The sequence below is a fragment of the Rhizobacter sp. P5_C2 genome (assembly GCF_054049715.1).
The window spans coordinates 126,393-151,852 of record NZ_JBFULV010000001.1; the positions used below are offsets into that span (position 1 = coordinate 126,393).

At 68.9% G+C, this 25,460-nt stretch carries 25 protein-coding genes; 19 read left to right on the forward strand and 6 right to left on the reverse strand.

Annotated features, from left to right (window positions below):
- Positions 1-21 precede the first annotated feature (21 nt).
- On the reverse strand, positions 22-390 hold the full coding sequence (gene rplN / locus ACXJLU_RS00665; protein WP_011831006.1) for a 50S ribosomal protein L14: 369 nt from the start codon (positions 388-390) through the stop codon (positions 22-24).
- Between the two features lie 293 nt (positions 391-683).
- Between rplN and yajC the strand changes: the two genes are divergently transcribed.
- The 4 genes from yajC to ACXJLU_RS00685 are packed head-to-tail and all read left to right on the forward strand — an operon-like array spanning position 684 to position 6,306.
- On the forward strand, positions 684-1,016 hold the full coding sequence (gene yajC, locus ACXJLU_RS00670) for a preprotein translocase subunit YajC (protein ID WP_073466002.1): 333 nt from the start codon (positions 684-686) through the stop codon (positions 1,014-1,016).
- A gap of 10 nt (positions 1,017-1,026) precedes the next feature.
- Positions 1,027-2,922, forward strand: coding sequence for a protein translocase subunit SecD (gene secD / locus ACXJLU_RS00675; protein WP_457328598.1), 1,896 nt, complete (start codon positions 1,027-1,029; stop codon positions 2,920-2,922).
- A 32-nt stretch (positions 2,923-2,954) separates the two neighbouring features.
- Positions 2,955-3,986, forward strand: coding sequence for a protein translocase subunit SecF (secF, locus tag ACXJLU_RS00680; protein WP_457328599.1), 1,032 nt, complete (start codon positions 2,955-2,957; stop codon positions 3,984-3,986).
- A gap of 40 nt (positions 3,987-4,026) precedes the next feature.
- Positions 4,027-6,306, forward strand: coding sequence for a DUF1631 family protein (locus ACXJLU_RS00685; RefSeq protein ID WP_457328600.1), 2,280 nt, complete (start codon positions 4,027-4,029; stop codon positions 6,304-6,306).
- A gap of 78 nt (positions 6,307-6,384) precedes the next feature.
- Here ACXJLU_RS00685 and ACXJLU_RS00690 read toward each other — a convergent pair whose 3' ends face one another.
- The 3 genes from ACXJLU_RS00690 to ACXJLU_RS00700 all read right to left on the reverse strand — a co-directional run bounded on the left by ACXJLU_RS00690 (position 6,385) and on the right by ACXJLU_RS00700 (position 9,293).
- Positions 6,385-6,837 carry a Smg family protein gene (locus ACXJLU_RS00690; protein ID WP_073465998.1) on the reverse strand — a complete coding sequence of 151 codons (453 nt, stop codon included), beginning with the start codon at positions 6,835-6,837 and terminating at the stop codon, positions 6,385-6,387.
- Between the two features lie 63 nt (positions 6,838-6,900).
- Positions 6,901-8,058 (reverse strand): DNA-processing protein DprA, encoded by a 1,158-nt coding sequence (gene dprA / locus ACXJLU_RS00695; protein ID WP_457328601.1) that lies wholly within the window; start codon positions 8,056-8,058, stop codon positions 6,901-6,903.
- Between the two features lie 65 nt (positions 8,059-8,123).
- Positions 8,124-9,293, reverse strand: coding sequence for a LysM peptidoglycan-binding domain-containing protein (locus tag ACXJLU_RS00700; protein WP_457328602.1), 1,170 nt, complete (start codon positions 9,291-9,293; stop codon positions 8,124-8,126).
- 208 nt (positions 9,294-9,501) lie between these two features.
- Here ACXJLU_RS00700 and def point away from each other — a divergent pair, with 208 nt between their 5' ends.
- The 9 genes from def (at position 9,502) to ACXJLU_RS00745 (ending at position 17,689) form a co-directional block, all read left to right on the forward strand.
- A complete protein-coding gene (gene def, locus ACXJLU_RS00705) occupies positions 9,502-10,014 on the forward strand; it encodes a peptide deformylase (protein WP_457328603.1) in 513 nt (170 codons plus the stop codon).
- A gap of 22 nt (positions 10,015-10,036) precedes the next feature.
- Positions 10,037-10,993: a methionyl-tRNA formyltransferase gene (gene fmt / locus ACXJLU_RS00710; protein WP_457328619.1), complete on the forward strand. Its 957-nt coding sequence runs from the start codon at positions 10,037-10,039 to the stop codon at positions 10,991-10,993.
- 54 nt (positions 10,994-11,047) lie between these two features.
- Positions 11,048-11,893: a zinc metalloprotease HtpX gene (gene htpX / locus ACXJLU_RS00715; RefSeq protein ID WP_457328604.1), complete on the forward strand. Its 846-nt coding sequence runs from the start codon at positions 11,048-11,050 to the stop codon at positions 11,891-11,893.
- 115 nt (positions 11,894-12,008) lie between these two features.
- Positions 12,009-12,458, forward strand: a complete 450-nt coding sequence (locus ACXJLU_RS00720; protein WP_457328605.1) for a hypothetical protein — start codon at positions 12,009-12,011, stop codon at positions 12,456-12,458.
- Between the two features lie 35 nt (positions 12,459-12,493).
- Positions 12,494-13,258, forward strand: a complete 765-nt coding sequence (locus ACXJLU_RS00725) for an AzlC family ABC transporter permease (protein ID WP_457328606.1) — start codon at positions 12,494-12,496, stop codon at positions 13,256-13,258.
- Positions 13,255-13,584, forward strand: coding sequence for an AzlD domain-containing protein (locus ACXJLU_RS00730; RefSeq protein ID WP_457328607.1), 330 nt, complete (start codon positions 13,255-13,257; stop codon positions 13,582-13,584). The genes ACXJLU_RS00725 and ACXJLU_RS00730 overlap by 4 nt, the downstream gene beginning before the upstream one ends.
- A 125-nt stretch (positions 13,585-13,709) precedes the next feature.
- Positions 13,710-14,915 (forward strand): phosphoglycerate kinase, encoded by a 1,206-nt coding sequence (locus ACXJLU_RS00735; protein ID WP_457328608.1) that lies wholly within the window; start codon positions 13,710-13,712, stop codon positions 14,913-14,915.
- 67 nt (positions 14,916-14,982) lie between these two features.
- Positions 14,983-16,413, forward strand: a complete 1,431-nt coding sequence (pyk, locus tag ACXJLU_RS00740) for a pyruvate kinase (RefSeq protein WP_073465989.1) — start codon at positions 14,983-14,985, stop codon at positions 16,411-16,413.
- A gap of 70 nt (positions 16,414-16,483) precedes the next feature.
- Positions 16,484-17,689: a threonine ammonia-lyase gene (locus tag ACXJLU_RS00745; RefSeq protein WP_457328609.1), complete on the forward strand. Its 1,206-nt coding sequence runs from the start codon at positions 16,484-16,486 to the stop codon at positions 17,687-17,689.
- Here ACXJLU_RS00745 and ACXJLU_RS00750 read toward each other — a convergent pair.
- A complete protein-coding gene (locus ACXJLU_RS00750) occupies positions 17,686-18,702 on the reverse strand; it encodes an ATP-binding protein (protein WP_457328610.1) in 1,017 nt (338 codons plus the stop codon). The two genes, ACXJLU_RS00745 and ACXJLU_RS00750, sit on opposite strands and share 4 nt — an antisense overlap.
- A gap of 230 nt (positions 18,703-18,932) precedes the next feature.
- Here ACXJLU_RS00750 and fba point away from each other — a divergent pair, with 230 nt between their 5' ends.
- The 3 genes from fba to ACXJLU_RS00765 all read left to right on the forward strand — a co-directional run bounded on the left by fba (position 18,933) and on the right by ACXJLU_RS00765 (position 22,099).
- Positions 18,933-19,997: a class II fructose-bisphosphate aldolase gene (fba, locus tag ACXJLU_RS00755; RefSeq protein WP_073465986.1), complete on the forward strand. Its 1,065-nt coding sequence runs from the start codon at positions 18,933-18,935 to the stop codon at positions 19,995-19,997.
- A 96-nt stretch (positions 19,998-20,093) separates the two neighbouring features.
- Positions 20,094-20,999, forward strand: coding sequence for a phosphoribosylaminoimidazolesuccinocarboxamide synthase (locus ACXJLU_RS00760; protein WP_457328611.1), 906 nt, complete (start codon positions 20,094-20,096; stop codon positions 20,997-20,999).
- A 5-nt stretch (positions 21,000-21,004) separates the two neighbouring features.
- A complete protein-coding gene (locus tag ACXJLU_RS00765) occupies positions 21,005-22,099 on the forward strand; it encodes a hypothetical protein (protein ID WP_457328612.1) in 1,095 nt (364 codons plus the stop codon).
- A gap of 6 nt (positions 22,100-22,105) precedes the next feature.
- On the opposite strand, the gene ACXJLU_RS00770 is transcribed toward ACXJLU_RS00765, so the two are convergent.
- Complete coding sequence (locus tag ACXJLU_RS00770) at positions 22,106-23,044, reverse strand: tetratricopeptide repeat protein (RefSeq protein ID WP_457328613.1); 939 nt, start codon at positions 23,042-23,044, stop codon at positions 22,106-22,108.
- Positions 23,045-23,159: 115 nt separating this feature from the next.
- Here ACXJLU_RS00770 and purE point away from each other — a divergent pair, with 115 nt between their 5' ends.
- The 3 genes from purE to ACXJLU_RS00785 form a co-directional block, all read left to right on the forward strand.
- The gene (gene purE / locus ACXJLU_RS00775) at positions 23,160-23,624 is read left to right on the forward strand and encodes a 5-(carboxyamino)imidazole ribonucleotide mutase (protein WP_073466067.1); all 465 of its coding nucleotides are present in this window, start codon (positions 23,160-23,162) and stop codon (positions 23,622-23,624) included.
- Positions 23,621-24,784: a 5-(carboxyamino)imidazole ribonucleotide synthase gene (locus ACXJLU_RS00780; RefSeq protein WP_457328614.1), complete on the forward strand. Its 1,164-nt coding sequence runs from the start codon at positions 23,621-23,623 to the stop codon at positions 24,782-24,784. The genes purE and ACXJLU_RS00780 overlap by 4 nt, the downstream gene beginning before the upstream one ends.
- A 22-nt stretch (positions 24,785-24,806) precedes the next feature.
- The coding region (locus ACXJLU_RS00785; protein ID WP_457328615.1) for an L-threonylcarbamoyladenylate synthase at positions 24,807-25,460 on the forward strand (654 nt) is incomplete at its 3' end.

Sequence of the window (25,460 nt, forward strand, 5' to 3'; positions counted from 1 at the left end):
CGTCCTTTGACTTGTCTCAGCTCAGAGCACTTCAGGTGCGAGCGAAACGATCTTCATGAAGCGCTCGGTACGCAGTTCACGCGTGACCGGGCCGAAGATGCGGGTGCCGATGGGCTCGAGCTTGGCGTTCAGCAGGACGGCGGCATTGCCGTCGAACTTGACCAGCGAGCCGTCCTGGCGGCGAACGCCCTTGGCGGTGCGAACGACGACGGCACTGTAGACCTCGCCCTTCTTCACGCGACCACGCGGCGCAGCTTCCTTGATGCTGACCTTGATCACGTCACCGATGCCGGCGTAACGACGCTTCGAGCCGCCGAGCACCTTGATGCACATGACGGATTTCGCGCCAGTGTTGTCCGCGACATCAAGCCGCGATTGCATTTGAATCATGTTCTGTCCCCAACTTGTACTGCGCAAGCGCAGTCAGTCTTGGGCCCGTGGTGTGGGCGGAGCCGGGGCTCGTTTTGCTCTCGAATCACATCTGCTGTGTCACGAGGCCAAACGGGCGTTTCGGCGAAGCTGCGGATTATGAAGGACTTCTGAAGGCGCTGTCAACACGATCCGCCAAAAGAAACCAAGGTCAGCGCCAGGACTTTGCCCGCGCGCCACAACCTACAATCGCGGACTTTTCATTTCTGCCCCGGGCCGTCTGGCACGCAGGGGCGTCCACTGAGGGTTCTCACGTGTTCATTTCCGAAGCTTTTGCCCAGGCCGCTCCCGCTGCAGGCGCCCAGTCGCCGTTTGGCGGCGGCATCACCGGCATGCTGCCGTTCGTGCTGCTGTTCGTGGTGATGTACTTCGTGATGATCCGTCCGCAGATGAAGCGGCAGAAAGAGCACAAGGCGATGATCGAGGCCATCGCCAAGGGCGACGAAGTCGTGATCGCCGGCGGGTTGCTCGGCAAGGTCGCCAAGCTCGGCGAGACCTTCATCCACGTCGAGATCGCCAACGGCGTCGAGGTGCAGGTGCAGCGCAGCTCCGTCGTGCAAGTGCTGCCCAAGGGCACGGTCAAGTAAGCAGCGCGCCATGAATCGTTATCCGTGGTGGAAGTACGCGATCCTCGCGATCGCGCTGGTGGTCGGCCTGCTGTACACGCTGCCCAATGTGTTCGGTGAAGCACCGGCGGTGCAGATCAGCAGCGGCAAGCCGACGCTGAAGCTCGATTCGTCGATGACGCAGCGCGTGTCGCAGGTGCTGGCAACCGCCGGCATCCAGCCCGACTTCGTCGAGTTCGACGGCAGCTCGGTGCGCGCCCGCTTCAGCGACCTCGACACCCAGGCCAAGGCCAAGGATGCGATCAGCCGCGCGCTGAACCCGAACGAGAACGACCCGAGCTATGTCGTCGCGCTGAACCTGCTGTCGCGCTCGCCGCACTGGCTCAGCGCGATCCATGCGCTGCCGATGTACCTCGGCCTCGACCTGCGCGGCGGCGTGCACTTCCTGATGCAGGTCGACATGAAGTCGGCGCTGACCAAGAAGGCCGAAGCGCTGACCGGCGACATCCGCACGCTGCTGCGCGACAAGAACCTGCGCCACGCCGGCATCACGCGCGACGGCAACACCGTCGACGTGCGCTTCCGCGATCGCGAGACGGTGAATGCGGCGCGCGCGCTGCTGACCGAACAGCTGCCCGACCTGCAGTGGACCGAGACGCCCGACGGCACCGAGATCCGCATGTCCGGCGTGCTGAAGCCGGCGGCAGCCCGCCTGGTCCAGGATGCCGCGATCAAGCAGAACATCACGACGCTGCACAACCGCGTCAACGAGCTCGGCGTCGCCGAACCGGTGATCCAGCAGCAGGGCATCGATCGCGTCGTCGTCGAGTTGCCCGGCGTGCAGGACACGGCGCGGGCGAAGCAGACGCTCGGCCGCACCGCGACGCTCGAGCTGCGCATGGTCGACGACAGCGCCGAAGCGAGCGCCGCGGCCAATGGCAGCGGGCCGGTGCCGTTCGGCACCGAGCGCTTCGTCGAACGCGGCGGCCGCTCGATCATCGTCAAGCGCAATGTCGTGCTGACCGGCGACAGCCTGACCGATGCGCAACCCGGCTTCGACAGCCAGACCCAGCAGCCGAAGGTCGACCTGACCGTCGACGCCAAGGGCGCGCGCATCATGCGCGACACCTCGCGCGAGAACATCGGCAAGCGCATGGCGATCATCCTGTTCGAGAAGGGCAAGGGCGAGGTCGTGACCGCGCCGGTGATCCAGGGCGAACTCGGCAACCGCTTCCAGATCTCCGGCTCGATGACGCCGTCCGAAGCCACCGACACCGCGCTGCTGCTGCGCGCCGGCTCGCTGGCCGCGCCGATGGACATCATCGAAGAGAGCACGATCGGCCCGACGCTCGGCGCCGACAACATCGCCAAGGGCTTCCACAGCGTGATGGGCGGGTTCGCCGCGATCGCGCTGTTCATGTGCTGCTACTACATGCTGTTCGGCGTGTTCTCGACACTGGCGCTGGCCTTCAACCTGCTGCTGCTGGTGGCGGTGCTGTCGATGCTGCAGGCCACGCTGACGCTGCCGGGCGTCGCCGCCATCGCGCTGACGCTGGGCATGGCGATCGACGCCAACGTGCTGATCAACGAGCGGGTGCGTGAAGAGTTGCGCAACGGTGCAGCGCCGCAGACGGCGATCAACGCCGGCTACGAGCGGGCGTTCGCGACCATCCTCGACTCGAACGTCACGACGCTGATCGCCGGTGTCGCGCTGCTGGCCTTCGGGTCCGGCCCGATCAAGGGCTTCGCGGTCGTGCACTGCCTCGGCATCCTGACGTCGATGTTCTCCGCCGTGATGTTCTCGCGCGGCCTGGTGAACCTCTGGTACGGCAGCAAGAAGAAGCTCAAGGGCGTGTCGATCGGCCAGGTCTGGCGTCCGCAAGGCGCGGTACCGGCCGCGCCGGGCGACCAGTCGTCGCAAGGCTGATCCACGCAACACCAGAACAAGCAGGCATCTCCATGGAATTCTTCCGGATCAAGCGCGACATCCCGTTCATGCGGCACGCGCTGGTGTTCAACATCGTGTCGCTGCTGACCTTCCTGGCCGCGGTGTTCTTCCTCGTGACCCGCGGCCTGCACCTGTCGGTCGAGTTCACCGGCGGCACGCTGATCGAGACGGCGTACTCGCAGTCGGCCGACATCAACCGGGTGCGTGGCATCGTCGAGACGCTGCAACTGGGCGAGGCCCAGGTGCAGAACTTCGGCAGCGCGCGCGATGTGCTGATCCGCCTGCCGGTGCGGCCCGACGTCAAGCAGGACGTGGTCGTCGAGCGGGTGTTCGGCGCGCTGTGCACAGCCGAGAAGGGCACGGTCTCGACCAAGCAGTTCGTCAGCGACAAGGGCGAGGCCGTCTCACGGCCGGTCTGCACCGCCGGCGACGCCGAGCCGGTGACGCTGCGCCGCAACGAGTTCGTCGGCCCGCAGGTCGGCCGCGAGCTGGCTGAAGACGGCGCCAAGGCGCTGGTCTTCGTGATCGCCGGGATCATGCTGTACCTCGCGTTCCGCTTCGAGTGGAAGTTCTCGGTCGCCGCGATCGTCGCCAACCTGCACGACGTGATCATCATCCTGGGCTTCTTCGCGTTCTTCCAGTGGGAGTTCAGCCTGTCGGTGCTGGCCGCCGTGCTCGCGGTGCTGGGCTACTCGGTCAACGAATCGGTCGTGATCTTCGACCGGATCCGCGAAGCCTTCCGCAAGTACCGCAAGATGTCGACGCACGAGGTCATCGATCACGCGATCACCAGCACGATGAGCCGCACCATCATCACGCACGGCAGCACGCAGATGATGGTGCTGTCGATGCTGATCTTCGGCGGCCAGACGCTGCACTACTTCGCGGTGGCGCTGACGATCGGCATCCTGTTCGGCATCTACTCGTCGGTTTTCGTCGCCGCCGCCATCGCGATGTGGCTGGGCGTGAAGCGTGAAGACCTGATGAAAGCGACCGCCAAAGAGACCGATCCGGACGATCCGAACGCCGGAGCGGTGGTGTAGAGTAAGGGCTTCCCCCACTCGAGCGCTATCCGACACCTTCATGGCGACCGCCGCCGATTCGTTGGCCCTGGCCGCCCAGGCGCGCCGCTCCTACGTCGAGCGGCTGCTGTACGGCGTGCCGGGCATCGTCCAGGCCGTCGAAGAAGGCGCTCGCTTGCTCGCCACCCAGACGGCCGAGCACAGCATCCAGTACAAGCGCCGCGATGCCGCGGCCGACCTGCGCCGCGCTGCGCCGCTGTGGGTCAGCGGCATGACGACGGCACTGCGTGCGTCGCTCGGCAGCGGCATGGTGTCGGCATCCCGCCCGGGCGACCTGCCGCCGCCGGGGCGCGCCGCCAGCATGACGCTGGTCGACGACGACACCATCGAGGTCGAGATCCTGAGTTCCCGGCTGGCGCTGGCGATGATGGACAAATCATCGTGGGAGTTCACCGACCTGCGCTCGCGCATGTCGGCGATGGAGCGCCGCGACGAGCTCGACACCAACGACGTGCTGCGGCCCCATGTGCTCGCGCGCATCGTCACCGCCGCATGGCGCGGTGCCTCGCTCAACCATGACCTGTGGCGCACGCTGCAAGGCGTGATCCACGAAGAGTTCGCCCATTTCGCCGAAGAGGCATACCACGAGACCAACCGGTGGCTCGTGCAGAAGGGCGTGCTGCCCGACATCGACCTGCGCCCGTTCATCCGCCGCACGCGCAATTCCCAGAGCGCTGCGGGAGGCGGCTCGGGTGGCGCATCGGCCACCGCCGCGCAGCCGGCCACCGGCTTCGGCCGCACCGGGGTCGGCGAAGAAACCCGCATGATGACCCGAGCCGGCGGCTTTGCCCGCGGGTCGGACCATGCCGAAGCCGTGCTCGGGCGCCTGAACCGGCTGATCGGCCGGCAGTTGCCCGATTTCAGCCGCACGGCGCCGATGAATTCGACCTCGCCCGAGCTGAAGGCCGCGATCTCGGATGCCCAGCAAGGCATCCAGCGGCGGCTGGGCTCGCAAGATTCTCCGCGCACCGGGCCGGGCCAGGTCAGCACGCCAGCCCTGCTCGAAGAACTGCACCAGCGCAAGCAGGCGCTGAAGAAGGCCGCGTCGACCCCGGTCGAGCGCGCGACGATCGAGATCGTCGCACTGCTGTTCCAGAGCATCCTGACCGAGGAGCGCATCCCGGCCGTCGTGCGCGTCTGGTTCGCGCGGCTGCAGATGCCGGTGCTGCGCGTGGCCGTCAGCGAACCCGACTTCTTCGCGACCGTCGACCACCCGGCGCGCCGGCTGATCGACCGCATGGGCGCCTGCGTGATGGGTTTCGACTCCACCAGCCGCGCCGTCGGCGATGCGCTCGAGCGCGAGATCAAGCGCGTCGTGCAGGTCGTCGAGGCCTACCCCGACACCGGGCGCCGCGTGTTCCAGACGGTGTTGACCGAGTTCGAGAAGTTCCTCGAGAACTATTTCCAGAACGAGAACGAAGCGACCCGCAAGGGCGTCTCGCTGGCGCAGCAGGTCGAGCAGCGCGAGACCCTCGCGATCCAGTACACGATCGAGCTGCGCAAGATGCTCAACGAGGTGCCGGTGCAGGAAGGCGTGCGCGACTTCCTGTTCCAGGTCTGGGCCGACGTGATGGCGATGACGGCCGTGAAGAGCGGCGCGCAGGGCCAGGAAACCAAGACGATGAAGCGCGCCGCGGCCGACCTGATCTGGTCGGCGAGCGCGAAGGTCTCCCGCGAGGAGCGCGCCGAGGTGATCCGCCGCTTGCCGCCGCTGCTGAAGACGCTGCGCGAAGGCATGGACCACGCCGGTGTCTCGCCGGAGCGCCAGGACGAGCACATCCAGCGGCTGAACAACTCGCTCGCCGCGGCGTTCACCGCGAAGACCGCCGCGATCCCGCAGGAGCGGCTCGAGGAACTGATGGTGCGCCTCGAGACGCTCGAGGAGATGCTGCCCGATTCGGCGGACGTCGACATCGACGAAGCGATGGTGCTCGACCTGTCAGGCCATGAGAGCGCCGAACTCGAGGTGGTCGGCGAAGGCGGTTCGATGCCGACGCCGGCGATGATGACCTGGGCACGCGAACTCCAGGTCGGCGGCTGGTACATGCTCGACTACCGCAACCGCAACGAAGCGGTGCAGCTGGCGTGGCAGGGGCTGCGGCGCCAGCTGGCGTTGTTCGTGTCGCCGCACGGGCGGGGCATCCTGTTCCAGCAGCACCGGCTGGCCGCCTTCCTGCAGGCCGGGCTGCTGGTGCCGGCGCAGGACGAATCGCTGACCGTGCGGGCCACCCGCAGCGCGCTGGCGAAGCTCGATGTCGATCCGAGCCGGTTGCTGAACTGAGGCTGCCGCCACCCAACAAAAAGGCCACCGCATGCGGTGGCCTTCTGTTTGGCGGGACGCTTGGCGCGAAGCCAGCGCTCAGTGGATCAGCCGGTCCGCTTCGTCGACGAACAGCTCGTCCAGGATCAGCGCATCGGGTTCTTCGCCCAGGCTCCAGAACACCATCAGCACGATGATCTTCAGGTCTTCGAGGTCGACCGGCCCGCCGGAGATCGCCGTGGCACGGTCGATGACCATCTCGCGCATCGGCGGCGGCAGCACGCCGGCGGATTCGAGGAAGCTGACGAAGCCGATCGATGCCTCGCCCAGGTGCTCTTGCTCGGCCGGGGAGTACACGCGCAGGCTGTCGGCGCTCTGCTCGCCGGCATGGGACTGCGCCGCAGTGGCCAGACCGTCGAGCCAGGACAAGGCTTCTTCGATCTCGTCCGACTCGAAGCCCATCGCCGACAGCTTGCGCGTCAACTGGGCGTGGTCGGGACATGCGTCCGGCCGCCAGTAGTTTTCGTACAGGTAGACAAGCACGTCGAACATGAACCCACTATACCGCAGCGTCACTGCTGGATGAGCGGCAAAAAGCCCTGCGTTCGGGGTGGCTCAGGCGGCTGAAACCCTCTGAAACAGCTGCCCCGGAAGGCGGTTGACGCGGCCCTCCAGTTCGAGCTCCAGCAGTCGGATGTTGAGCTGCTGCGCCGACCATCCGGTGCGCGCCACCAGCGCATCCAGGTTGGCCGGTTCGAAGCCGAGGGCAGCCAGTACCGCGTCTTCGACGGCATCGTCGGAAGTAGCGTCCGCGTGAGCACCCACCTCGGCATTCGCGCCGGCGGCCGTGTGCAGAGGGAACTGGATCTCCTCCAGCACGTCGGCCGCGCTCTCGACCAGCTTGGCGCCCTGCTTGATGAGGCCGTGGCAACCGCGCGACTGCGGCGAATGGATCGACCCGGGAATCGCGAACACCTCGCGCCCCGCCTCGCTGGCCAGTCGGGCGCTGATCAGCGATCCCGATTGCAGCGCCGCCTCGACGACCAGCGTGCCGCGCGACAGCCCGGCGATGATGCGATTGCGCTGAGGGAAGTTGTGCGGCAGCGGCGGCATGCCGAGCGCGTATTCGCTGAGCATCAGCCCCTCGACGCTGATCCGCTGCGCCAGCGCGGCATGGCGTTTCGGGAAGACCTGGTCCAGGCCGGTGCCGACCACCGCGATGGTGCTCGAAGGCCCCTGCAGCGCGCCTTCGTGCGCCGCGCCGTCGATGCCCTGGGCGAGTCCGGACACGACCGTCATGCCGGCCTCGCCCAACGCGCGCGCAAAGGCCTTCGCATTCGCCAGCCCCTGGGGCGTCGCCTGCCGGCTGCCGACGATGGCCACGCAGGGCGCGGCCAGCAGTTCGATGCGCCCCTCGGCATAGAACATCAACGGCGGGTCGGCGGTCTGCAGCAACGCTGCCGGATAGTGGGGATCGCCCAGCGTGACGATGCGGCGCGGTGCATCGGCCGAGGCCGAGGCAAGCCAGCGCTGCGTGGTGTCCAGCAGATCGGAGAGTTCCGCCGACACCTCATTCAGCGCATCGGCGATGGCCGGCGCGACGACCTGCCGGCGCGCGGCAGATCCCGCCTGCAGCACCGCCTGGGCCGAGCCGAACGCCGCCAGCAGCTTGCGCGCTGCCTCGCGTCCGACATCGGGAGTTTCGGTCAGGCGAACCCAGGCCGCCCAATCATCGATCGGGGCGGACCCATGGAACGCGGGAGAAGCACCCATGCCGGTCATCCGACCGGCGACTGCCTGACGACAACAACGCGGCAGTCGCGGTCAGCGCAGGGCGTTCAGGGCTGCGTGAAGCGGTCGCCGCGGCGAACCGGTTCCTGCACCGACAGGATCAGCGCGTACGACATGCGGTCGAACACGCGGAAGACGAACAGGAAGCCGTGGCGCTCGTCCGGCAGCTTGATCGCGGGCGTTCCGGCTTCTGTCTTGTCGACGGTGCGTGCGCCGTCTTTCCACAGCGCCAGCACGTTGCCCTTCTCGAGCCCGTCGCGCGCGCCCTTGTTCAGCGACACGACCTGGTTCTGGCCGGCCGCCACCGCCTCGCCGTACACCGACACGATCTGCCCGGTGATCGGCGACTGCGGCGCGCGCGGCACGTAGTTCTGGAATTCGCGCGGAGGCACCGGCGACAGCTTGTCGCCGACACGCACTTCCTGACGGATGTTGTTCAGCATGAACGTGTCGGGGACGATGTCGTCGGCACGCGCGGCGCCGCTGGTGTCGCCCTGGCGGATCAGCTCGCCAGTGCCGAGGTAGAAGGCCTCGTAGCCCAGCACTTCATTGGTGGTCGGGTCGCGCAAAGGCTGCGGCTCGCGGAAGAAGCGGAAGTTGCGCACGCCGCCCAGGTCGCCGCGCACGTAGGCCTTGTCGCCACGGGCCAGCAGCACGCGGCCCTCGGGCGTCGCGACGACGCGCGGCGCCTTTGCGAGTTCGTTCTCGTCGAGGAGCAGCGCCTCGTTCAGGAACGGCTCGATCAGGTTCAGCGCGATGGCCGGGATGCCGTCGCGCGACAGATCGCCTTCGCGCACGCGCGGCGACAGCTTGACGACGCCGCCCTGCTCGCCGCTGCCGACGCGCAGCCGCGCACGGCCATTGGCCTTGTCGAGGAACAGCACCTGGCCCGGGTAAATCAGGTGGGGATTGCGGATCTGGTCGAGGTTCATGCCCCACAGCTCGGGCCAGCGCCACGGGCTGACGAGGAACATGCTGGAGATGCCCCACAGCGTGTCGCCGGTCTTCACGGTGTACGAATCGGGCGCGTTGGGCGACAGTTCGGACAGTGCGACGCCGGCTTCGGCCACCTGCTTGGCGGTGCTGCGCTGCTTGGGCGTGATCGGGTAGTTGCCGGCTTCTGCGTTCGCGGTCGCGGAACCGAAGCAGACGCCCAGCGCAACGGTGATGGCGGCAGCCCGGGGGAACGACAGGGCGATACGGTGGCTTCGGGTCATGAAGGTAAGTCTCCGGGCGCTCAGGCAGCACAATGCTGCGTTGTGCGGTTAACTGAACCGGGCCGCGGCACGACGCCTGCGACTCAGCGAAAATCTTCATTCAGTTTCACAGATTCTGCCCCTAAACCCTTGATATCGCAACGAAATTGACTTCCGGACACACCTCGCGTGCGTCCTGTCACGCCGTCCGGCGTTGCGCGTTTCCCACATGGCCAAGCTCTCGATCCTTCGTTACCCCGATCCCCGCCTGCACACCGTTGCGAAGGCTGTCACGCAAGTGGACGCACGCATCCGACAGCTTGTCGACGACATGCTGGAGACCATGTACCAGGCCGACGGCGTCGGCCTCGCCGCGACGCAGGTCGACGTCCACGAACGCGTGATCGTGATCGACACCTCGGAGCGGCGTGACGAACCGCACGTGTTGATCAACCCCGAGCTGACGGCGCTCAGCGACGAGATGCTGACCGGCGACGAAGGCTGCCTGTCGGTGCCGCTGATCTACGACAAGGTGCCCCGCCACGCGCGCGTCAGCGTGCGCGCGTTGAACCGCGCCGGCGAAAGCGTCGAGTTCGACGCCGAAGGGCTGCTCGCGGTGTGCGTGCAGCACGAGATGGACCACCTGCTCGGCAAGGTGTTCGTCGAGTACCTGAGCCCGCTGAAGCGCGACCGCATCAAGACCAAGATGCTGAAGCGCACCCGCGACGAGCAGCGCCCTTGAGCCGCGAGAACCGATGACTGCGATGCGCGTCGTCTTCGCCGGCACCCCCGAGTTCGCGCAGATCGCGCTGGCCCGCCTGCACGCCGCCAGGTTCGAGATCCCGCTGGTGCTGACGCAGCCCGACCGCCCGGCCGGCCGCGGCATGAAGCTGCAACCGTCGCCGGTGAAGGCCTTCGCCGAAAGCCACGGCATCGCGGTGGCCCAGCCGCGCAGCCTGCGGCTGGACGGCAAGTACCCCGACGATGCGGCCGCGGCGCGTGCCGCGCTGCAGGACGCCCGACCGGACGTGATGGTCGTCGCCGCCTACGGGCTGATCCTGCCGCAGTGGGTGCTCGACCTGCCGGCGCGCGGTTGCCTGAACATCCACGCCTCGCTGCTGCCGCGCTGGCGTGGCGCCGCGCCCATCCACCGCGCGATCGAGGCCGGCGACACGCAGACCGGCATCACGATCATGCAGATGGACGCCGGGCTCGACACCGGCGACATGCTGCTGGTCGAGACGCTGCCGATCCTGCCCGGCGACACCACCGCCAGCCTGCACGACCGGCTGGCACCGCTCGGCGGACGCCTGATCGTCGAGGCGCTCGAACTGGCGGCCTGCGGCGGCATGCCGCGCACGCCGCAGCCGGCCGAGGGCGTCAGCTATGCGCACAAGATCGACAAGGCGGAGGCGGCGGTCGACTGGACGCTGCCCGCCGAGCAGCTCGAGCGCCAGCTGCGCGCCTTCGACCCGTTCCCCGGCGCCACCGGCCTGCTGGACGGCGAGACCGTCAAGCTCTGGCGCGGCGAGGTCCGTGCCGGCAGCGGCCAGCCCGGCACCGTGCTGTCCAGCGGCCCTGCGGGGCTCGAGGTCGCCTGCGGCGCCGGATCGCTGCTGCTGACCGAGCTGCAGCGCCCCGGCGGCAAGCGACTGGCGGCCGCGGCCTGGCTGCAGTCGCGGCCGGTCGCCCCGGGCAGCGCCTTCGGACACACCGATTGAACTTGGGGCAGCGGACCTCATCTGAGGCCCTGTAGCAAGAGAAAGGGTTTCCCCATGTTCAACCTGTTGAAGACCGCGGTGCTGATGGCTGCCATCACGGCGCTGTTCATGGCCATCGGCGCGATGATCGGCGGCCGCGCCGGCATGATGATCGCGCTGGTCGTGGCCGTCGGCATGAACTTCTTCAGCTACTGGTTCTCCGACAAGATGGTGCTGCGCATGTACAACGCGCAGGAGGTCGACGAGACCTCGTCGCCGCAGTTCTACCGGATGGTGCGCGAGCTCGCGCAGCGGGCACAACTGCCGATGCCGCGCGTCTACCTGATCAACGAAGACGCACCGAACGCCTTCGCGACCGGCCGCAACCCGGAGCACGCGGCGGTGGCGGCCACCACCGGCATCCTGCGCGTGCTGAGCGAGCGCGAGCTGCGCGGCGTGATGGCCCATGAACTGGCCCACGTGCGCCACCGCGACATCCTGATCAGCACCGTCAGCGCGACGATGGCCGGCGCGATCTCGATGCTTGCCAACTTCGCGATGTTCTTCGGTGGCCGGGACAGCGAAGGCCGGCCGCACAACCCGATCGTCGGCCTGCTGATGATGCTGCTCGCGCCGCTGGCGGCAAGCCTGATCCAGATGGCGATCAGCCGGGCCCGCGAGTTCGAGGCCGACCGCGGCGGTGCCGAGATCTCCGGCGACCCGCAGGCGCTGGCGAGCGCGCTGCAGAAGATCCACCGCTACGCGCAAGGCACGCCGCTCGAGGCCGCCGAGCGCCACCCGGAGACGGCGCAGATGATGATCATGAACCCGCTGTCCGGCGGCGGGCTGCGGGGGCTGTTCTCGACCCACCCGTCGACCGAAGAACGCGTCGCGCGCCTGATGGCGATGCGGCCCGCCTGAGCCGCATCGCCAAAGCCCCGAACTGGCCCCTCTTCGAGGGGCTTTTTCACGCCTGCCCCGGCCGCGAAGCAGCGGACACTGCGACCACAGACCCGTCCCCCGACCACTGCCCGCCATGCCACGCCACCTGATCCCCGCGCTCCTGCTCTGCACCGCCGCCCTCGCCGGCTGCGACATGCTGGGCGTCGATTCGGCCGAGAAGCTGGCCGCGGCGCGCGAGGCCGATGGCCGCGCGATCGGCGGCGCGTGCCGCCACGCCAACCGGGCCATCGAGGACTGCTACACGCTGAACAAGAAGGCCGACAAGGCCTCGGTGTTCGCCGGCTGGCGCGACATGAACGACTACATGCGCGAGAACAAGATCGAGCCGGTGGTGCCGCAGATCGCAGGCGCCGCCAAATCGGAGAGCAAGGCGGACACCAAGGCCGAGATGCGCGCCGACGTGAAAGCCGAGGCCAAGGCCGCCCCCGAAGGCGAGGCCCCCGCCGAGGCGGCCGCTCCCGCGCCCGAGAAGCGGCCGGCCAAGGCGTCGGGCACCAAGCCCGCCAAGCACAGCGACACCTGACAGCGGGATAACCCGCATGCGGTGACAATGCCCGCATGAGTTCCTCGCTGCGCGCCCTCGTCCGCCACCCCCAGTTCGCCACCGGCGCGCGTGAGATGTCCGGCGTCAGCCTGGGCATCGCCGCCTGGGGCCTGGTGACCGGTGTCGCGATGGTGAAGGCCGGCCTCTCGATCCCGCTGTCGCTGCTGATGACCTTCGCGGTGTTCGCCGGCAGCGCGCAGCTGGCAGCCATCCCGCTGATGGGCGCCGGCTCGCCGGCCTGGGTGATCTGGGCCACCGCGCTGTGCGTGAACCTGCGCTTCGTGATCTTCAGCGCCCACTGGCGACCCTTCTTCATGCGCTTTCCGCGCGGCCAGCGGATGCTGTTCGGCTACCTGACAGCCGACCTGAACTACGTGCTCTTCATGAAGAAGTTCAAGGAGCCGAGCGACGACGAGGGCCAGATCGAATACTTCCTCGGCAGCAGCTTCATGAGCTGGGTGGCCTGGCAGGTGCCGTCGGTGCTCGGCATCGTGCTGGCCGATGTGGTGCCGACGCACTGGGGCCTCGGTTTCGCCGGCGTGCTGGCGCTGCTGGGGCTGGGCTACTCGCTGCTGTCCGACAAGGCGACCAGCTTTGCGGCGGTCGTGGCCGGCGCGGCCGCGGTGGCCGCCTTCGCGTTGCCGTACCGGCTCAACATCGTGGTCGCGATCGCCGCCGCGGTGTGCGTCGGGCTGATGATCGACGGCGGCGGCGATGCGGGGCGTCGCGTGCTCGCGTCGCTGATGCGCACGAAGCCGCGCGATGGAGTCACCGGATGAGCGATCTCGAATCACTGATCACCATCATCGGCCTGACCGTGATCACCGTCGTCACGCGCTGCTTCTTCCTGATCCCCGAGCGCGAGCTGCGCCTGCCCGGCTGGGTGCAGCGGGGCCTGCGCTACGCCCCGCTGGCCGCGCTGGCGGCCGTCGTCGTGCCGGAACTGCTGATGAGCCAGGGCCAGCTGATCAGCACCTGGCAGGACGCCCGCCTGTACGCCGTGCCGGCCGCCACGGCGTATTTCTTCTGGCGCCGCGGCATCCTCGGCACCATCGTCGTCGGCATGGCCGTGCTGGTGCCGCTGAAACTGCTGCTGGGCTGGTAGGGTTGACGGACCCCATTGGCGCTGGCGTTGGAATGCCCGGCTGGTGTCCAATGGATCTCGGAACCGCTTCGTAACTTTTGCGCCTGCGGCATCCCTAGAATTCCCCCTCTAAACTTTGGCCGCCCATGAACGTTCTCCGTTTTGAAGACCTTGCAGCCCAAGGCAAAGCTGCAGGCCAGCGCGTGTTCATCCGCGCCGACCTGAATGTGCCGCTGGACGCCACCGGCCGCATCACCGAAGACACCCGCATCCGCGCCTCGGTGCCCTGCATCGAACTGGCCCTGAAGGCCGGCGCCGCCGTGATGGTCACCTCGCACCTGGGCCGCCCGACCGAGGGCGAGTTCAAGCCCGAGGATTCGCTGGCCCCGGTCGCCAAGCGCCTGGGCGAGCTGCTCGGCCGCGAGGTGCCGGTGATCGCGAACTGGGTGGGCGGCAACAGCAGCGGCGTGCAGGTCGCGCCGGGCCAGGTGGTGCTGCTCGAGAACTGCCGCGTCAACAAGGGCGAGAAGAAGAACAGCGAAGAGCTCTCGCGCAAGATGGCCGCGCTGTGCGACATTTTCGTGCACGACGCCTTCGGCACCGCGCACCGCGCCGAGGCCTCGACCTACGGCATCGCGCAGTTCGCGAAGATCGCCTGCGCCGGCCCGCTGCTGGCCGCCGAGATCGATGCGATCACGAAGGCGCTGGCCAACCCGAAGCGCCCGCTGGTGGCGATCGTCGCCGGCAGCAAGGTCAGCACCAAGCTGACGATCCTGCAGTCGCTCGCGAAGAACGTCGACCAGCTGATCGTCGGTGGCGGCATCGCCAACACCTTCCTGCTGGCCGCCGGGCTGCCGATCGGCAAGTCGCTGGTCGAGGCCGACCTGGTCGGCGAGGCCAAGGCGGTGATCGAGGCGATGAAGGCACGCGGCGCCGCGGTGCCGATCCCGACCGACGTCGTCACCGCGAAGGCGTTCGCGGCCGATGCGCCGGCCACCGTGAAGGCGGCCTCGGCCGTCGAGCCGGACGACCTGATCCTCGACATCGGCCCCGAAACCTCCGCGAAGCTCGCCGCCCAGCTGAAGGCCGCCGGCACCATCGTCTGGAACGGCCCGGTCGGCGTGTTCGAGTTCGATGCGTTCGCGCACGGCACCGAGACGCTGGCGCGCGCGATCGCCGACTCCGGCGCGTTCAGCATCGCCGGCGGCGGCGACACGCTGGCGGCGATCGCGAAGTACGGCATCGAGAAGGATGTCGGCTACATCTCGACCGGCGGCGGCGCCTTCCTCGAAGTCCTTGAAGACAAGACTCTTCCCGCCTTCGAGATTCTGCAGCGCCGTGCCCAGGGCTGATACCGGCCGCAAGGCCGCCCCCGCGGCCCTCATCGCGCCGCACACAACGACAAGACCGGAGACTCCCATGCCACGCGCCACCAAGATCGTCGCCACCCTCGGCCCCGCTTCCAGTTCGCCGGAGGTGCTGGCTCAGATGATCCGCGCCGGCGTCGACGTGGTGCGGCTCAACTTCTCGCACGGCAAGGCGCAAGACCACATCGACCGCGCCGCCCTCGTGCGCGAGGTCGCCCGCGCCGCCGGCAAGGAAGTGGCCATCATGGCCGACCTGCAGGGCCCGAAGATCCGCGTCGGCAAGTTCGAAGGCGGCAAGACGATGCTCGAGCAGGGCCAGAAGTTCGTGCTCGATGCCAGCAGCACCGCGCTCGGCACCAACGAGATGGTGAGCCTCGACTACAAGGAACTGCCGCGCGACGTGAAGCCCGGCGACACGCTGCTGCTGAACGACGGCCTGCTGAAGCTGACGGTCGACGCGGTGCGCGGCGACCAGGTGCACACCACGGTCGTGATCGGCGGCGAGCTGTCCAACAACAAGGGCATCAACAAGGCCGGCGGCGGCCTGACGGCCCCGGCGCTGACCGCGAAGGACATGGAGGACATCAAGACCGCGATGAGCTTCCAGTGCGAGTACCTGGCGGTGAGCTTCCCGAAGAACGCGACCGACATGGAAATGGCGCGCCAGCTGGCCAACGTCGCCGGCGAGCCGTGGCGCCACAAGCCGGCGCTGATCGCGAAGATCGAGCGCACCGAGGCCATCCCCGCGCTCGAGAGCATCCTGCGCGCGAGCGACGGCATCATGGTCGCGCGCGGCGACCTGGCGGTCGAGGTCGGCAATGCCGCGGTGCCGGCGCTGCAGAAACGCATGATCAAGATGGCGCGCGAGATGGACCGCGTGGTCATCACCGCGACGCAGATGATGGAGTCGATGATCGTCAACCCGGTGCCCACGCGCGCCGAGGTGAGCGACGTGGCCAACGCGGTGCTCGACGGTACCGACGCGGTGATGCTGAGCGCCGAGACGGCCGCCGGCAAGTACCCGGTCGAGACGATCGAGATGATGTCCACGATCTGCATCGAGGCCGAGCGCGCCGAGGAGATCTCGCTGGACGCCGGCTTCACGAACAAGAAGTTCGGCCGCATCGACCAGTCGATCGCGATGGGCGCGCTGTTCACCGCGTACCACCTGGGCTGCAAGGCGATCCTCGCGCTGACCGAATCCGGTTCGACCTCGCTGTGGATGAGCCGCCACAAGATCCACGTGCCGATCTACGGCCTGACCTCGCAGGTGGTCACGCAGCGCAAGATGATGCTGTACCGCAACGTGCGCCCGCTGCTGATGCCGAACTTCAGCGACCGCGACGAGGCGCTGAAGCGCGCCGAGCTGCTGCTGGTCGAGAAGGGCGTGCTGAAGCCGGGCGACACCTACGCGATCACCTGCGGCGAGCCGATGGGCTACCCGGGCGGTACCAACATGCTGAAGGTGTGCCGCGTCGGCTGAGCAACCTCCGTTCGCCCTGAGCTTGTCGAAGGGTCGGGCTGAGCTTGTCGAAGCCAGCCACAATCACTGCATGACTCTCGCCCTCGCTGACATCCGTGCCGCCGCCGAGCGCCTGCACGGCCAGGTCCTCGACACCCCCTGCGTGCCCTCGCGAACCCTCTCGGCCATCACCGGCTGCGAGGTGTTCCTGAAGTTCGAGAACCTGCAGTTCACCGCCTCGTTCAAGGAGCGCGGCGCCCTCAACAAGATCGCGCAGCTGAGCGACATCGAGCGCGCGCGCGGCGTGCTGGCCGTCTCGGCCGGCAACCATGCGCAAGGCGTGGCCTACCACGCGCAGCGCCTGGGCATTCCCGCCACCATCGTGATGCCGCGCTTCGCGCCGGCCGTGAAGGTCGAGCGCACGCGCGGCTTCGGCGCCACCGTGGTGCTTGAGGGCGACACCTTCGACGATGCACGCGCGCACGGCCTGCGCCTCGCGCAGGAGCGCGGCCTGACGCTGGTGCACCCTTACGACGACCTCGACGTGGCAGCCGGCCAGGGCACGATCGCGCTCGAGATGCTGGCGCAGCAGCCGGCGCTCGACACGCTGGTGGTCGCGATCGGCGGCGGCGGCATGATCGGCGGCGTCGCGAGCGCCGCCAAGGCGCTGAAGCCGGGCATCCAGGTGATCGGCGTGCAGACCGAGCGCTTCCCCGCGGTCTGGAACGTGGTGCACAACCAGCAGCGCGAGAGCGCGCAGGCCACCATCGCCGACGGCATCGGCGTCAAGGTGCCCGGGGTGCTGACCGCGCCGTTGATCAAGCAGCATGTCGATGACGTGCTGCTGGTCGGCGAAGACGACATCGAGCAGGCGATCCTGATGCTGCTGGAGATCGAGAAGACGGTGGTCGAGGGCGCCGGCGCCGTCGGCCTCGCGGCGCTGATGAAGCACCGCGCGCGCTTCGCCGGGCGCAAGGTCGGGCTGATCCTCTCCGGCGGCAACATCGAGCCGCTGGTGCTGGGCGAGATCATCCAGCGCGGCATGGTGAAGTCGGGCCGGCTGGCGCGCCTGCGCATGGACGTGCGCGACGTGCCGGGCGCACTGGCCGACGTCGCGACGCTGCTCGGCAAGCTGGGCGCCAACATCGACGAGGTGCAGCACCAGCGGGCGTTCAGCTCGCTGTCGGTGGAACGCGCGGAGATCGAGGTGGTGGTGCACACGCGCGGCGTGGCCCACATCGAGGAAATCCTGGCCGCGATGCGCGCCCAGGGCTACCGCGCCGAGCGGATCGGCTAGCGGCGGATGCTGCCGACCATCGCTGCCACCGCGGGCAGCATGTTGATCGGCACCAGCTCCAGCGCGTCCTGCTCGCTGGCCAGCACGCGGAACAGTTCGTCCGCGAAGCTGTGCCCGACGCTGGTCACGCCGCTGAAATCGACCTCGGCGCGGCGGAACTGGTTCAGGCGGGCACCGACACGGCGCGCCTGGGCCCGCGACTCCAGCCCCGACTGCGTCGTCGTCAGCAGGCGCAGCGGCACCACGGTGCGCTCGAAGTCGTAGCCGGCACCGTCGGCACTGTGCGCCTGCAGCACCTGCTCCAGCGTGCGCGTGCTGTCCAGCGCGAACGCCACGTAGATCGACGTGCCGGCGTGCTTCAGCGGCTTGCCTTCGCGCCAGCGGCCGGCTTCCCAGCCGCGGTGCTGGAACGCCGATTCATTCGCATGCAGGTCGAACACGTCGGCCAGCTTCGACGTGAAGAACAGCCCGCGGCCGCAATGGCGGTCCGGCGCGCTGGTCAGCTTGCCCTTGCTGAGCTCGAGCATCGCGAGATGCGGCTCGTCGAGCGCGAAGGATTCGTTGATCTTGTCGAACAGGCCGCGGCCGTCGTCCGACACCAGCAGCTGCGCATGGCTGGCGGTCTGGCGCATCGACACCGTGACGCTGTGGCCGGCGCTGTGGTCGATCGCGTTGTTCAGCAGCTCGGTGAAGGCGTGGTGCACCATGCGGCGCACGCCATCCGGCAACTCGAAACAGGGCGCGAAATCGCGCGACCACGGCAGGTCCTCGCCCAGCCCGGCCAGCGTGTAGCGCTGCACCACCTGGCGCATCGTGCCCGGCCGGTACAGCGGGCGCGAGGCGCTGCCTTCGCGAACCAGCCATTTCATCTCGGTCAGCCGGCGCAGCGCCTTGTTGGCGGTGGCGCGCGACACGCCAGCCCGCTGCGCCACCTGCGAGGCGAGGTCTTGCGGCTGTTGATGGGCCGCCGCGGTGATCCACAGCGTGAGTGCATTCAGGTCGAGTCGGGCCATGACGGGTCTCCCTCCATCGGGACAGTCGGTTGTTGCCATCAGTGTCCCGCGCAGGTCGGGCGACTTGAGCGCGAAAAGCGGCGGGAACACCCGCCATTTCCGCCCCCCGGGCTCAGGGGGAAGGCATGGAGGCCACGGGGTTTTCCCGTGGAAGGCCTCAGTACAATGCCGAGAGTTACAGCGCGGTTTCATGCCGCCTGAAGGGTTTCTTCACTTCCAGGAACATCGCCATGCCACTCGTTTCGATGCGTCAGCTGCTGGACCATGCCGCCGAGAACGGCTACGGAATTCCGGCCTTCAACGTCAACAACCTCGAGCAGGTGCAGGCCGTGATGAGCGCCGCCGACGAGGTCGGCGCCCCGGTCATCCTGCAGGCCAGCGCCGGTGCCCGCAAGTACGCCGGCGAGCCGTTCATCAAGCACCTGATCCTCGCGGCGGTCGAAAGTTACCCCCGGGTTCCATTGGTGATGCACCAGGACCACGGCCAGAACCCGGACGTCTGCCAGGGCGCCATCAACCTGGGCTTCAGCTCGGTGATGATGGACGGCTCGCTGCAGGCCGACGGCAAGACCATCGCCAGCTACGACTACAACGTCGACGTGACGCGCAAGGTGGTCGACATCGCGCACCGGGTCGGCGTCACGGTCGAAGGTGAACTGGGCGTGCTCGGCTCGCTCGAGACGATGAAGGGCGACAAGGAAGACGGCCACGGCACCGACGCGACGATGACGATGGACCAGCTGCTGACCGACCCCGAGCAGGCCGCCGACTTCGTCAAGCGCACCCAGCTCGACGCGCTGGCGATCGCGATCGGCACCAGCCACGGCGCCTACAAGTTCACCCGCAAGCCCACCGGCGACATCCTCGCGATCAGCCGCATCAAGGAAATCCACGCCCGCATCCCGAACACCCACCTGGTGATGCACGGCAGCTCGAGCGTGCCGCAGGAGCTGCTGGCGGCGATCCGCGAGTTCGGCGGCGACATGAAGGAAACCTACGGCGTGCCGGTCAGCGAGATCCAGGAAGCCATCAAGCACGGCGTGCGCAAGATCAACATCGACACCGACATCCGCCTGGCGATGACGGCGGCGATCCGCAAGTTCTTCATGCAGAACCCCGAGAAGTTCGACCCGCGCGAGTACCTGAAGCCGGCGCGCGAGGCCGCCAAGGCGATCTGCAAGCAGCGCTACCTGGAGTTCGGCTGCGAGGGGCAATCGGGCAAGATCAAGGCGCAGAGCCTGGAGCACGTGGCTCAGCGCTACGCGAAGGGCGAGCTGGCGCAGATGGTGGTCTGACACCGCATCCCCAGTGTTGATGAAGCCCGGCCGCGCCGGGCTTCGCCGCTCGTGGCTCACTACAATCCGGCGCTTCAGCTCCTGCGCCGGATTTCCATGAACGCCGTCCTCAATTCGACCCTCAGCTCCCTGCCGCTGCTTGCGCGCGGCAAGGTTCGCGACAACTACGCCGTCGGCACCGATCGCATCCTGATGCTCGCGAGCGACCGGCTCAGCGCCTTCGACGTGATCATGGGCGAGCCGATCCCCGGCAAGGGTGAGCTGCTGACGCAGATGGCGCTGTTCTGGTTCGCGCACCTCGAAGGCATCATCCCGAACCACCTGACCGGCGACGATCCCGAGAGCGTCGTCACCGCCGCCGAGCGGCCGCAGGTGCGCGGCCGTTCGATGCTGGTCAAGCGCCTGAAGCCACTGCCGGTCGAGGCCGTCGTGCGCGGCTACCTGGCCGGCAGCGGCTGGGCCGAGTACCAGCAGAGCCAGTCGGTGTGCGGCGTCGCGCTGCCGCCGGGGCTGAAGAACGCGAGCCCGCTGCCCGCGCCGATCTTCACGCCGGCCACCAAGGCCGAGATGGGTGACCACGACGAGAACATCTCGTTCGACCGGATGGCGCAGATCATCGGCGCCGACCTCGCCGCCCGCGTGCGCGACACCGCGATCCAGCTCTACACCCGCGCCGCCGGCATCGCGCTGAAGAAGGGCATCATCATCGCCGACACCAAGTTCGAGTTCGGCCTCGACAGCGACGGCACGCTGACGCTGATGGACGAGGTGCTGACGCCCGATTCGTCGCGCTTCTGGCCGGTCGAGGGCTACGACGCCGCCTTCCGCGAAGGCCGCAACCCGCCGAGCTACGACAAGCAGTTCGTGCGCGACTGGCTGGAGCAGGCCCGCGTCGACGGCCAGCCCTGGGGCAAGCGTGCACCGGCTCCGGCCCTGCCCGCCGAAGTGGTCGAGAAGACCGCCGCCAAGTACCGCGAAGCCCTGCAACGCCTGACCTCCTGAGCGCCATGCAGTCTCGCCTGCTGAAGCAGCTCGACGCCGCCATCGATTCCGCCGGCAGCCCGGTCAAGGCCGATTGCCTGCGCGCCGAACGCGCCTGCCTGATGGCGCGCCACGGCCACTTCGACGACGCGCGCAAGACGCTCACCGGCCTGCAGCAGCAGTACGCGCGGCAACCGAACATGGTGCTGAGCGCATGGATCAGCCTGGCCGAAGGGCTGATCGCGCACTACGGCAAGCTCGGCTCGGCCGAGGCGATCGACAAGATCCACCGCGCCTACGCGATGAGCGGCGCCGCGCGCGAGCCGGCGCTGCACGCGCTGTGCTGCGCCTGGCTCGCCCACCTCGATTACGTGAAGCACGACTTCGTGTCGATGGCGCGCCGCGTCGCCGAGACGCTGAAGCTCGCCGACGCCAGACACCATGCGGCCCATTCGCGCATCAGCCTGGTGATCGCGCAGACCTACCACTTCGCCGGCCGCTACGAACTCGCCCAGCCCTGGTACGCGCTGACCCGCCAGCATGGCACCGCCGAGGGCGACGAAGCGACGCTCGCGGCGCTGCTGGCCAACATGGCCTGGCTGAACACCAGCCAGGCGCGCCAGAACGTGCTGAGCGGCCCCGGCGAGGCGCAGGCCACGCGGCAGGCGCTGCTCGGTGCCGAGTCGTCGCAGAACTTCGATGCGCTGGTCGGCACCGCGGCGCTCGAAGCGCTGGCGCCGGTCCTGCGGGCGCAGCTGCTGTCGCTGCAGGGGCGGCATGTCGATGCCCTGCCGCTGTACGAGCAGCACCTCGACCATGCGTTGACGCAGGGCGCGGCCCACATGGCGAACTGGCTGCGCGCCGACCTGGCGTGGTGCCGGGTCCAGCTGAAGCAGAACGAGCTGGCGCGCGCCGATGCGCAGGCGGCCGAGGCCGCGAACCGCGCCGACTGCGACCTCGATGACCGGGCCGCCACGCACAGCCGGCTGGCGCAGGTCTACGCGGCGCTGGGCCAGCACGATGTCTCGAAGAAGCACTCGCAGCAGGCCGAGGCCGCATGGCGCGCCTTCGCCGACGAGCAGGCGGAAGTGCTGCGCCTGCTCGACGCAGCGCTCACGTAGCCCGGATCAGAACAGCGCCATGCTGAGCTTGCGCCGGTACTGGTCGATGACCGGATCGGCCGGCGCGGTGTTGACCTTGCCGGTGACCTCAAGCGCGCCCTTCGGCGCCGCGGCTTCGGCCTTGGGCGCCGGCTTGCTCATCAGCTCGAGGATCGCGACGTAGGTCTTGCGCGCCAGCTCGCCGTTCCAGGCCTTGTCGCGCATCACGATCTCGAGCAGCTCGTCCATCGCCTGCGTGAAGCGCTGCGCCGCGAAGTGGGTCTGCGCGAGCTCGAAGCGGGCGTCGAAATCGCGCTTGCTGGCGGCGATCGCCGCCGCCAGTTGCTCCGGGCTGCGCGCCGAGGCGGCCTTCTCGCAGGCCGCCAGCCAATGGCCGGCCGCCGCCAGCCGCGCATCCAGCATCACCTTGCTCGCGACCGGATCGAATGCGCGGCGCGCATCGTCGACCCGCCCGACCGTCAGCAGCGCGCGCAGGTAGTCGTAGCGCGCCACGTCGTTGCCTGGGTCGATCGCCACCGCTTCCTGCAGGCGCTCCAGCGCGCTGTCGGCATCGCCCTCGGCCAGCAGCTCTTCGGCCGCGGCCACGTCTTCATCGGCCGCCACTTCCTCGGCGCTCGGCACGTGCCGGTCGAGAAACTCGCGCACCTGCGCCTCGGGCAGCGCGCCGACGAAGCCGTCGACCGGCTGGCCGCCCTTGAAGAGCACGCAGAACGGGATGCTGCGCACGCCGAACATCTGCGACAGCTGGCCGGAGATCTCGGGCTGCTCGTCGGCATTCAGCTTGGCCAGCTTGAAGCGCCCGGCGTAGGCGACCTCGATCTTCTCGAGCACCGGCGTCAGCGCCTTGCAGGGACCGCACCACGGCGCCCAGATGTCCAGCAGCACCGGCTGCTCGACCGAGGCGTTGATCAGGTCGGTCTCGAAATTCTGAATCGTGATGTCCATCGTGTTCCGGCAAAGGGAAGGCAGGCTGAGGTCAGATGGGCCGCGCCGCCTACAATTCAAGGTTGTTCAGCCCTTGGAGCGAGCCGTGAGCAGCGCCCCCGTGGTTGGCGTGGTGATGGGTTCCAGCAGCGACTGGGAGACCCTGCGCCTCGCGACCGAGATTCTCGCCGAGTTCGGCGTGCCCTACGAGGCGCGCGTGGTCTCTGCCCACCGCATGCCCGACGACATGTTCGCCTACGCCGAATCGGCCGCCCCGCGCGGCCTGCGCGCGATCATCGCCGGCGCCGGCGGGGCCGCCCACCTGCCCGGCATGCTGGCCGCCAAGACCACCGTGCCGGTGCTCGGCGTGCCGGTCGCGAGCCGCCACCTGCAGGGCGTCGATTCGCTGCACTCCATCGTGCAGATGCCCAAGGGCATTCCGGTCGCGACCTTCGCGATCGGCAGCGCCGGCGCGGCCAATGCCGCGTTGTTCGCCGTCGCGATGCTGGCCTGCGACCAGCCCGCGCTGCGCGCCCAGCTCGAGGCCTACCGTGCGCGCCAGACCGAGGTCGCCCGCGCCATGAGTGCCGACCTGAAATGATCCTGCGCTTCATTCCCCCCGGCCAGACGCTCGGCGTGATGGGCGGCGGCCAGCTCGGCCGCATGTTCGTGCATGCCGCGCAGCAGATGGGCTATGCCACCGCGGTGCTCGACCCCGACGCCGCGAGCCCGGCCGGCCTGGTCGCGCACCACCATGTGCAGGCCGACTACCTCGACTCGACCGGCCTCACTCAGCTCGCCGCGATCAGCGCGGCCATCACCACCGAATTCGAGAACGTGCCGGCCGCCGCGCTGCGCACGCTGGCCGCGATGCGGCCGGTGGCGCCGTCCGGCGATGCGGTCGCGGTGTGCCAGGACCGCGCCGCCGAGAAGGCGCACTTCGGCCGCTGCAACGTGCCGTGTGCCCCCTTCGTGCTGATCGAAACCCCGGCCCAGCTCGACGCCGTCGACGCCGCGCTGCTGCCCGGCATCCTGAAGACCGCCCGCCTCGGCTACGACGGCAAGGGCCAGGTGCGCGTGGCCGACCGCGCCGCGCTCGCCGCCGCCTGGGACATGCTGAAGCAGGTGCCCTGCGTGCTCGAGCAGATGCTGCCGCTGGCCTACGAGGTGAGCGTGATCGTCGCGCGCGGCGCCGACGGCGCCAGCGTGCACTTCCCGCTGCAGCAGAACCTGCACCGCGACGGCATCCTCGCGGTGACCCGCGTGCCCTCGCCCGACGTGACGCCCGACGTGCAGCAGCAGGCCATCGCGCATGCCGGCCGCATCGCCGCGACGCTCGGCTACGTCGGCGTGCTGTGCGTCGAGTTCTTCGTGCTGAAGGATGGCCGGCTGGTCGCCAACGAGATGGCGCCGCGCCCGCACAACTCCGGCCACTACACGCTCGACGCCTGCGACCAGTCGCAGTTCGACCTGCAGGTGCGCACGCTGGCCGGCGCCCCGCTGGCCGCGCCGCGCCTGCACTCGCCGGCGGTGATGCTGAACCTGCTGGGGGACCTGTGGTTCCACGACGGCACCAACGAAGCCGAGCCCGACTGGGCCGCGGTGCTCGCGCTGCCGGGCGCCCACCTGCACCTCTACGGCAAGGCCAGCGCCCGCCCGGGCCGCAAGATGGGCCACCTGACGGTCACCGCCGCGACGGCCGAGTTGGCCAATGCGGTCGCGCTGCAGGCCGCCGAGCACCTGGGCCTCGCGGCCTGGTGAGCGCTTGAGCCGAGGACCTGCCGTGCTGCTCGATGCCCGCGATCCCGCCGGTGCGGACACCGCCCAGGCCGTGGCCCGGGCCGCCCGCGCGCTGGCCGACGGCGAGCTGGTCGGCATGCCGACCGAGACCGTTTACGGCCTGGCCGCCCGTGCCGACGACGACGCCGCGGTCGCGAAGATCTTCGCCGCCAAGGGCCGGCCGGCCGACCACCCGCTGATCGTCCACGTGCCCGACGTCGGCTCGGCGCAGGTGTTCGCGGCCGACTGGCCGGCCGTCGCGCAGCAGCTGGCGGCCCGCTTCTGGCCCGGCCCGCTGACGCTGATCGTGCCGCGCGCACCCGGCATCGCCGGCGCATCGGCCGGCGGCCAGGACAGCATCGGGCTGCGCTGCCCGTCGCACCCGGTCGCCCAGGCGCTGCTGCGCGAGGCCAAGGCGCTGGGCGTGCCGGGCGTCGCGGCGCCGAGCGCGAACCGCTTCGGGCGCATCAGCCCGACGCGCGCCGCCCATGTGGTCGACGAATTCGGCGACGCGCTGCTGGTGCTCGACGGCGGCGATTGCGAGGTCGGCATCGAATCGAGCATCGTCGACTGCTCGCGCGGGCGGCCGGTGCTGCTGCGCCCCGGCGTGCTGACGCGCCGGCAGCTCGAAGCCGCCGCCGGCCAGCCGCTGGCCGAC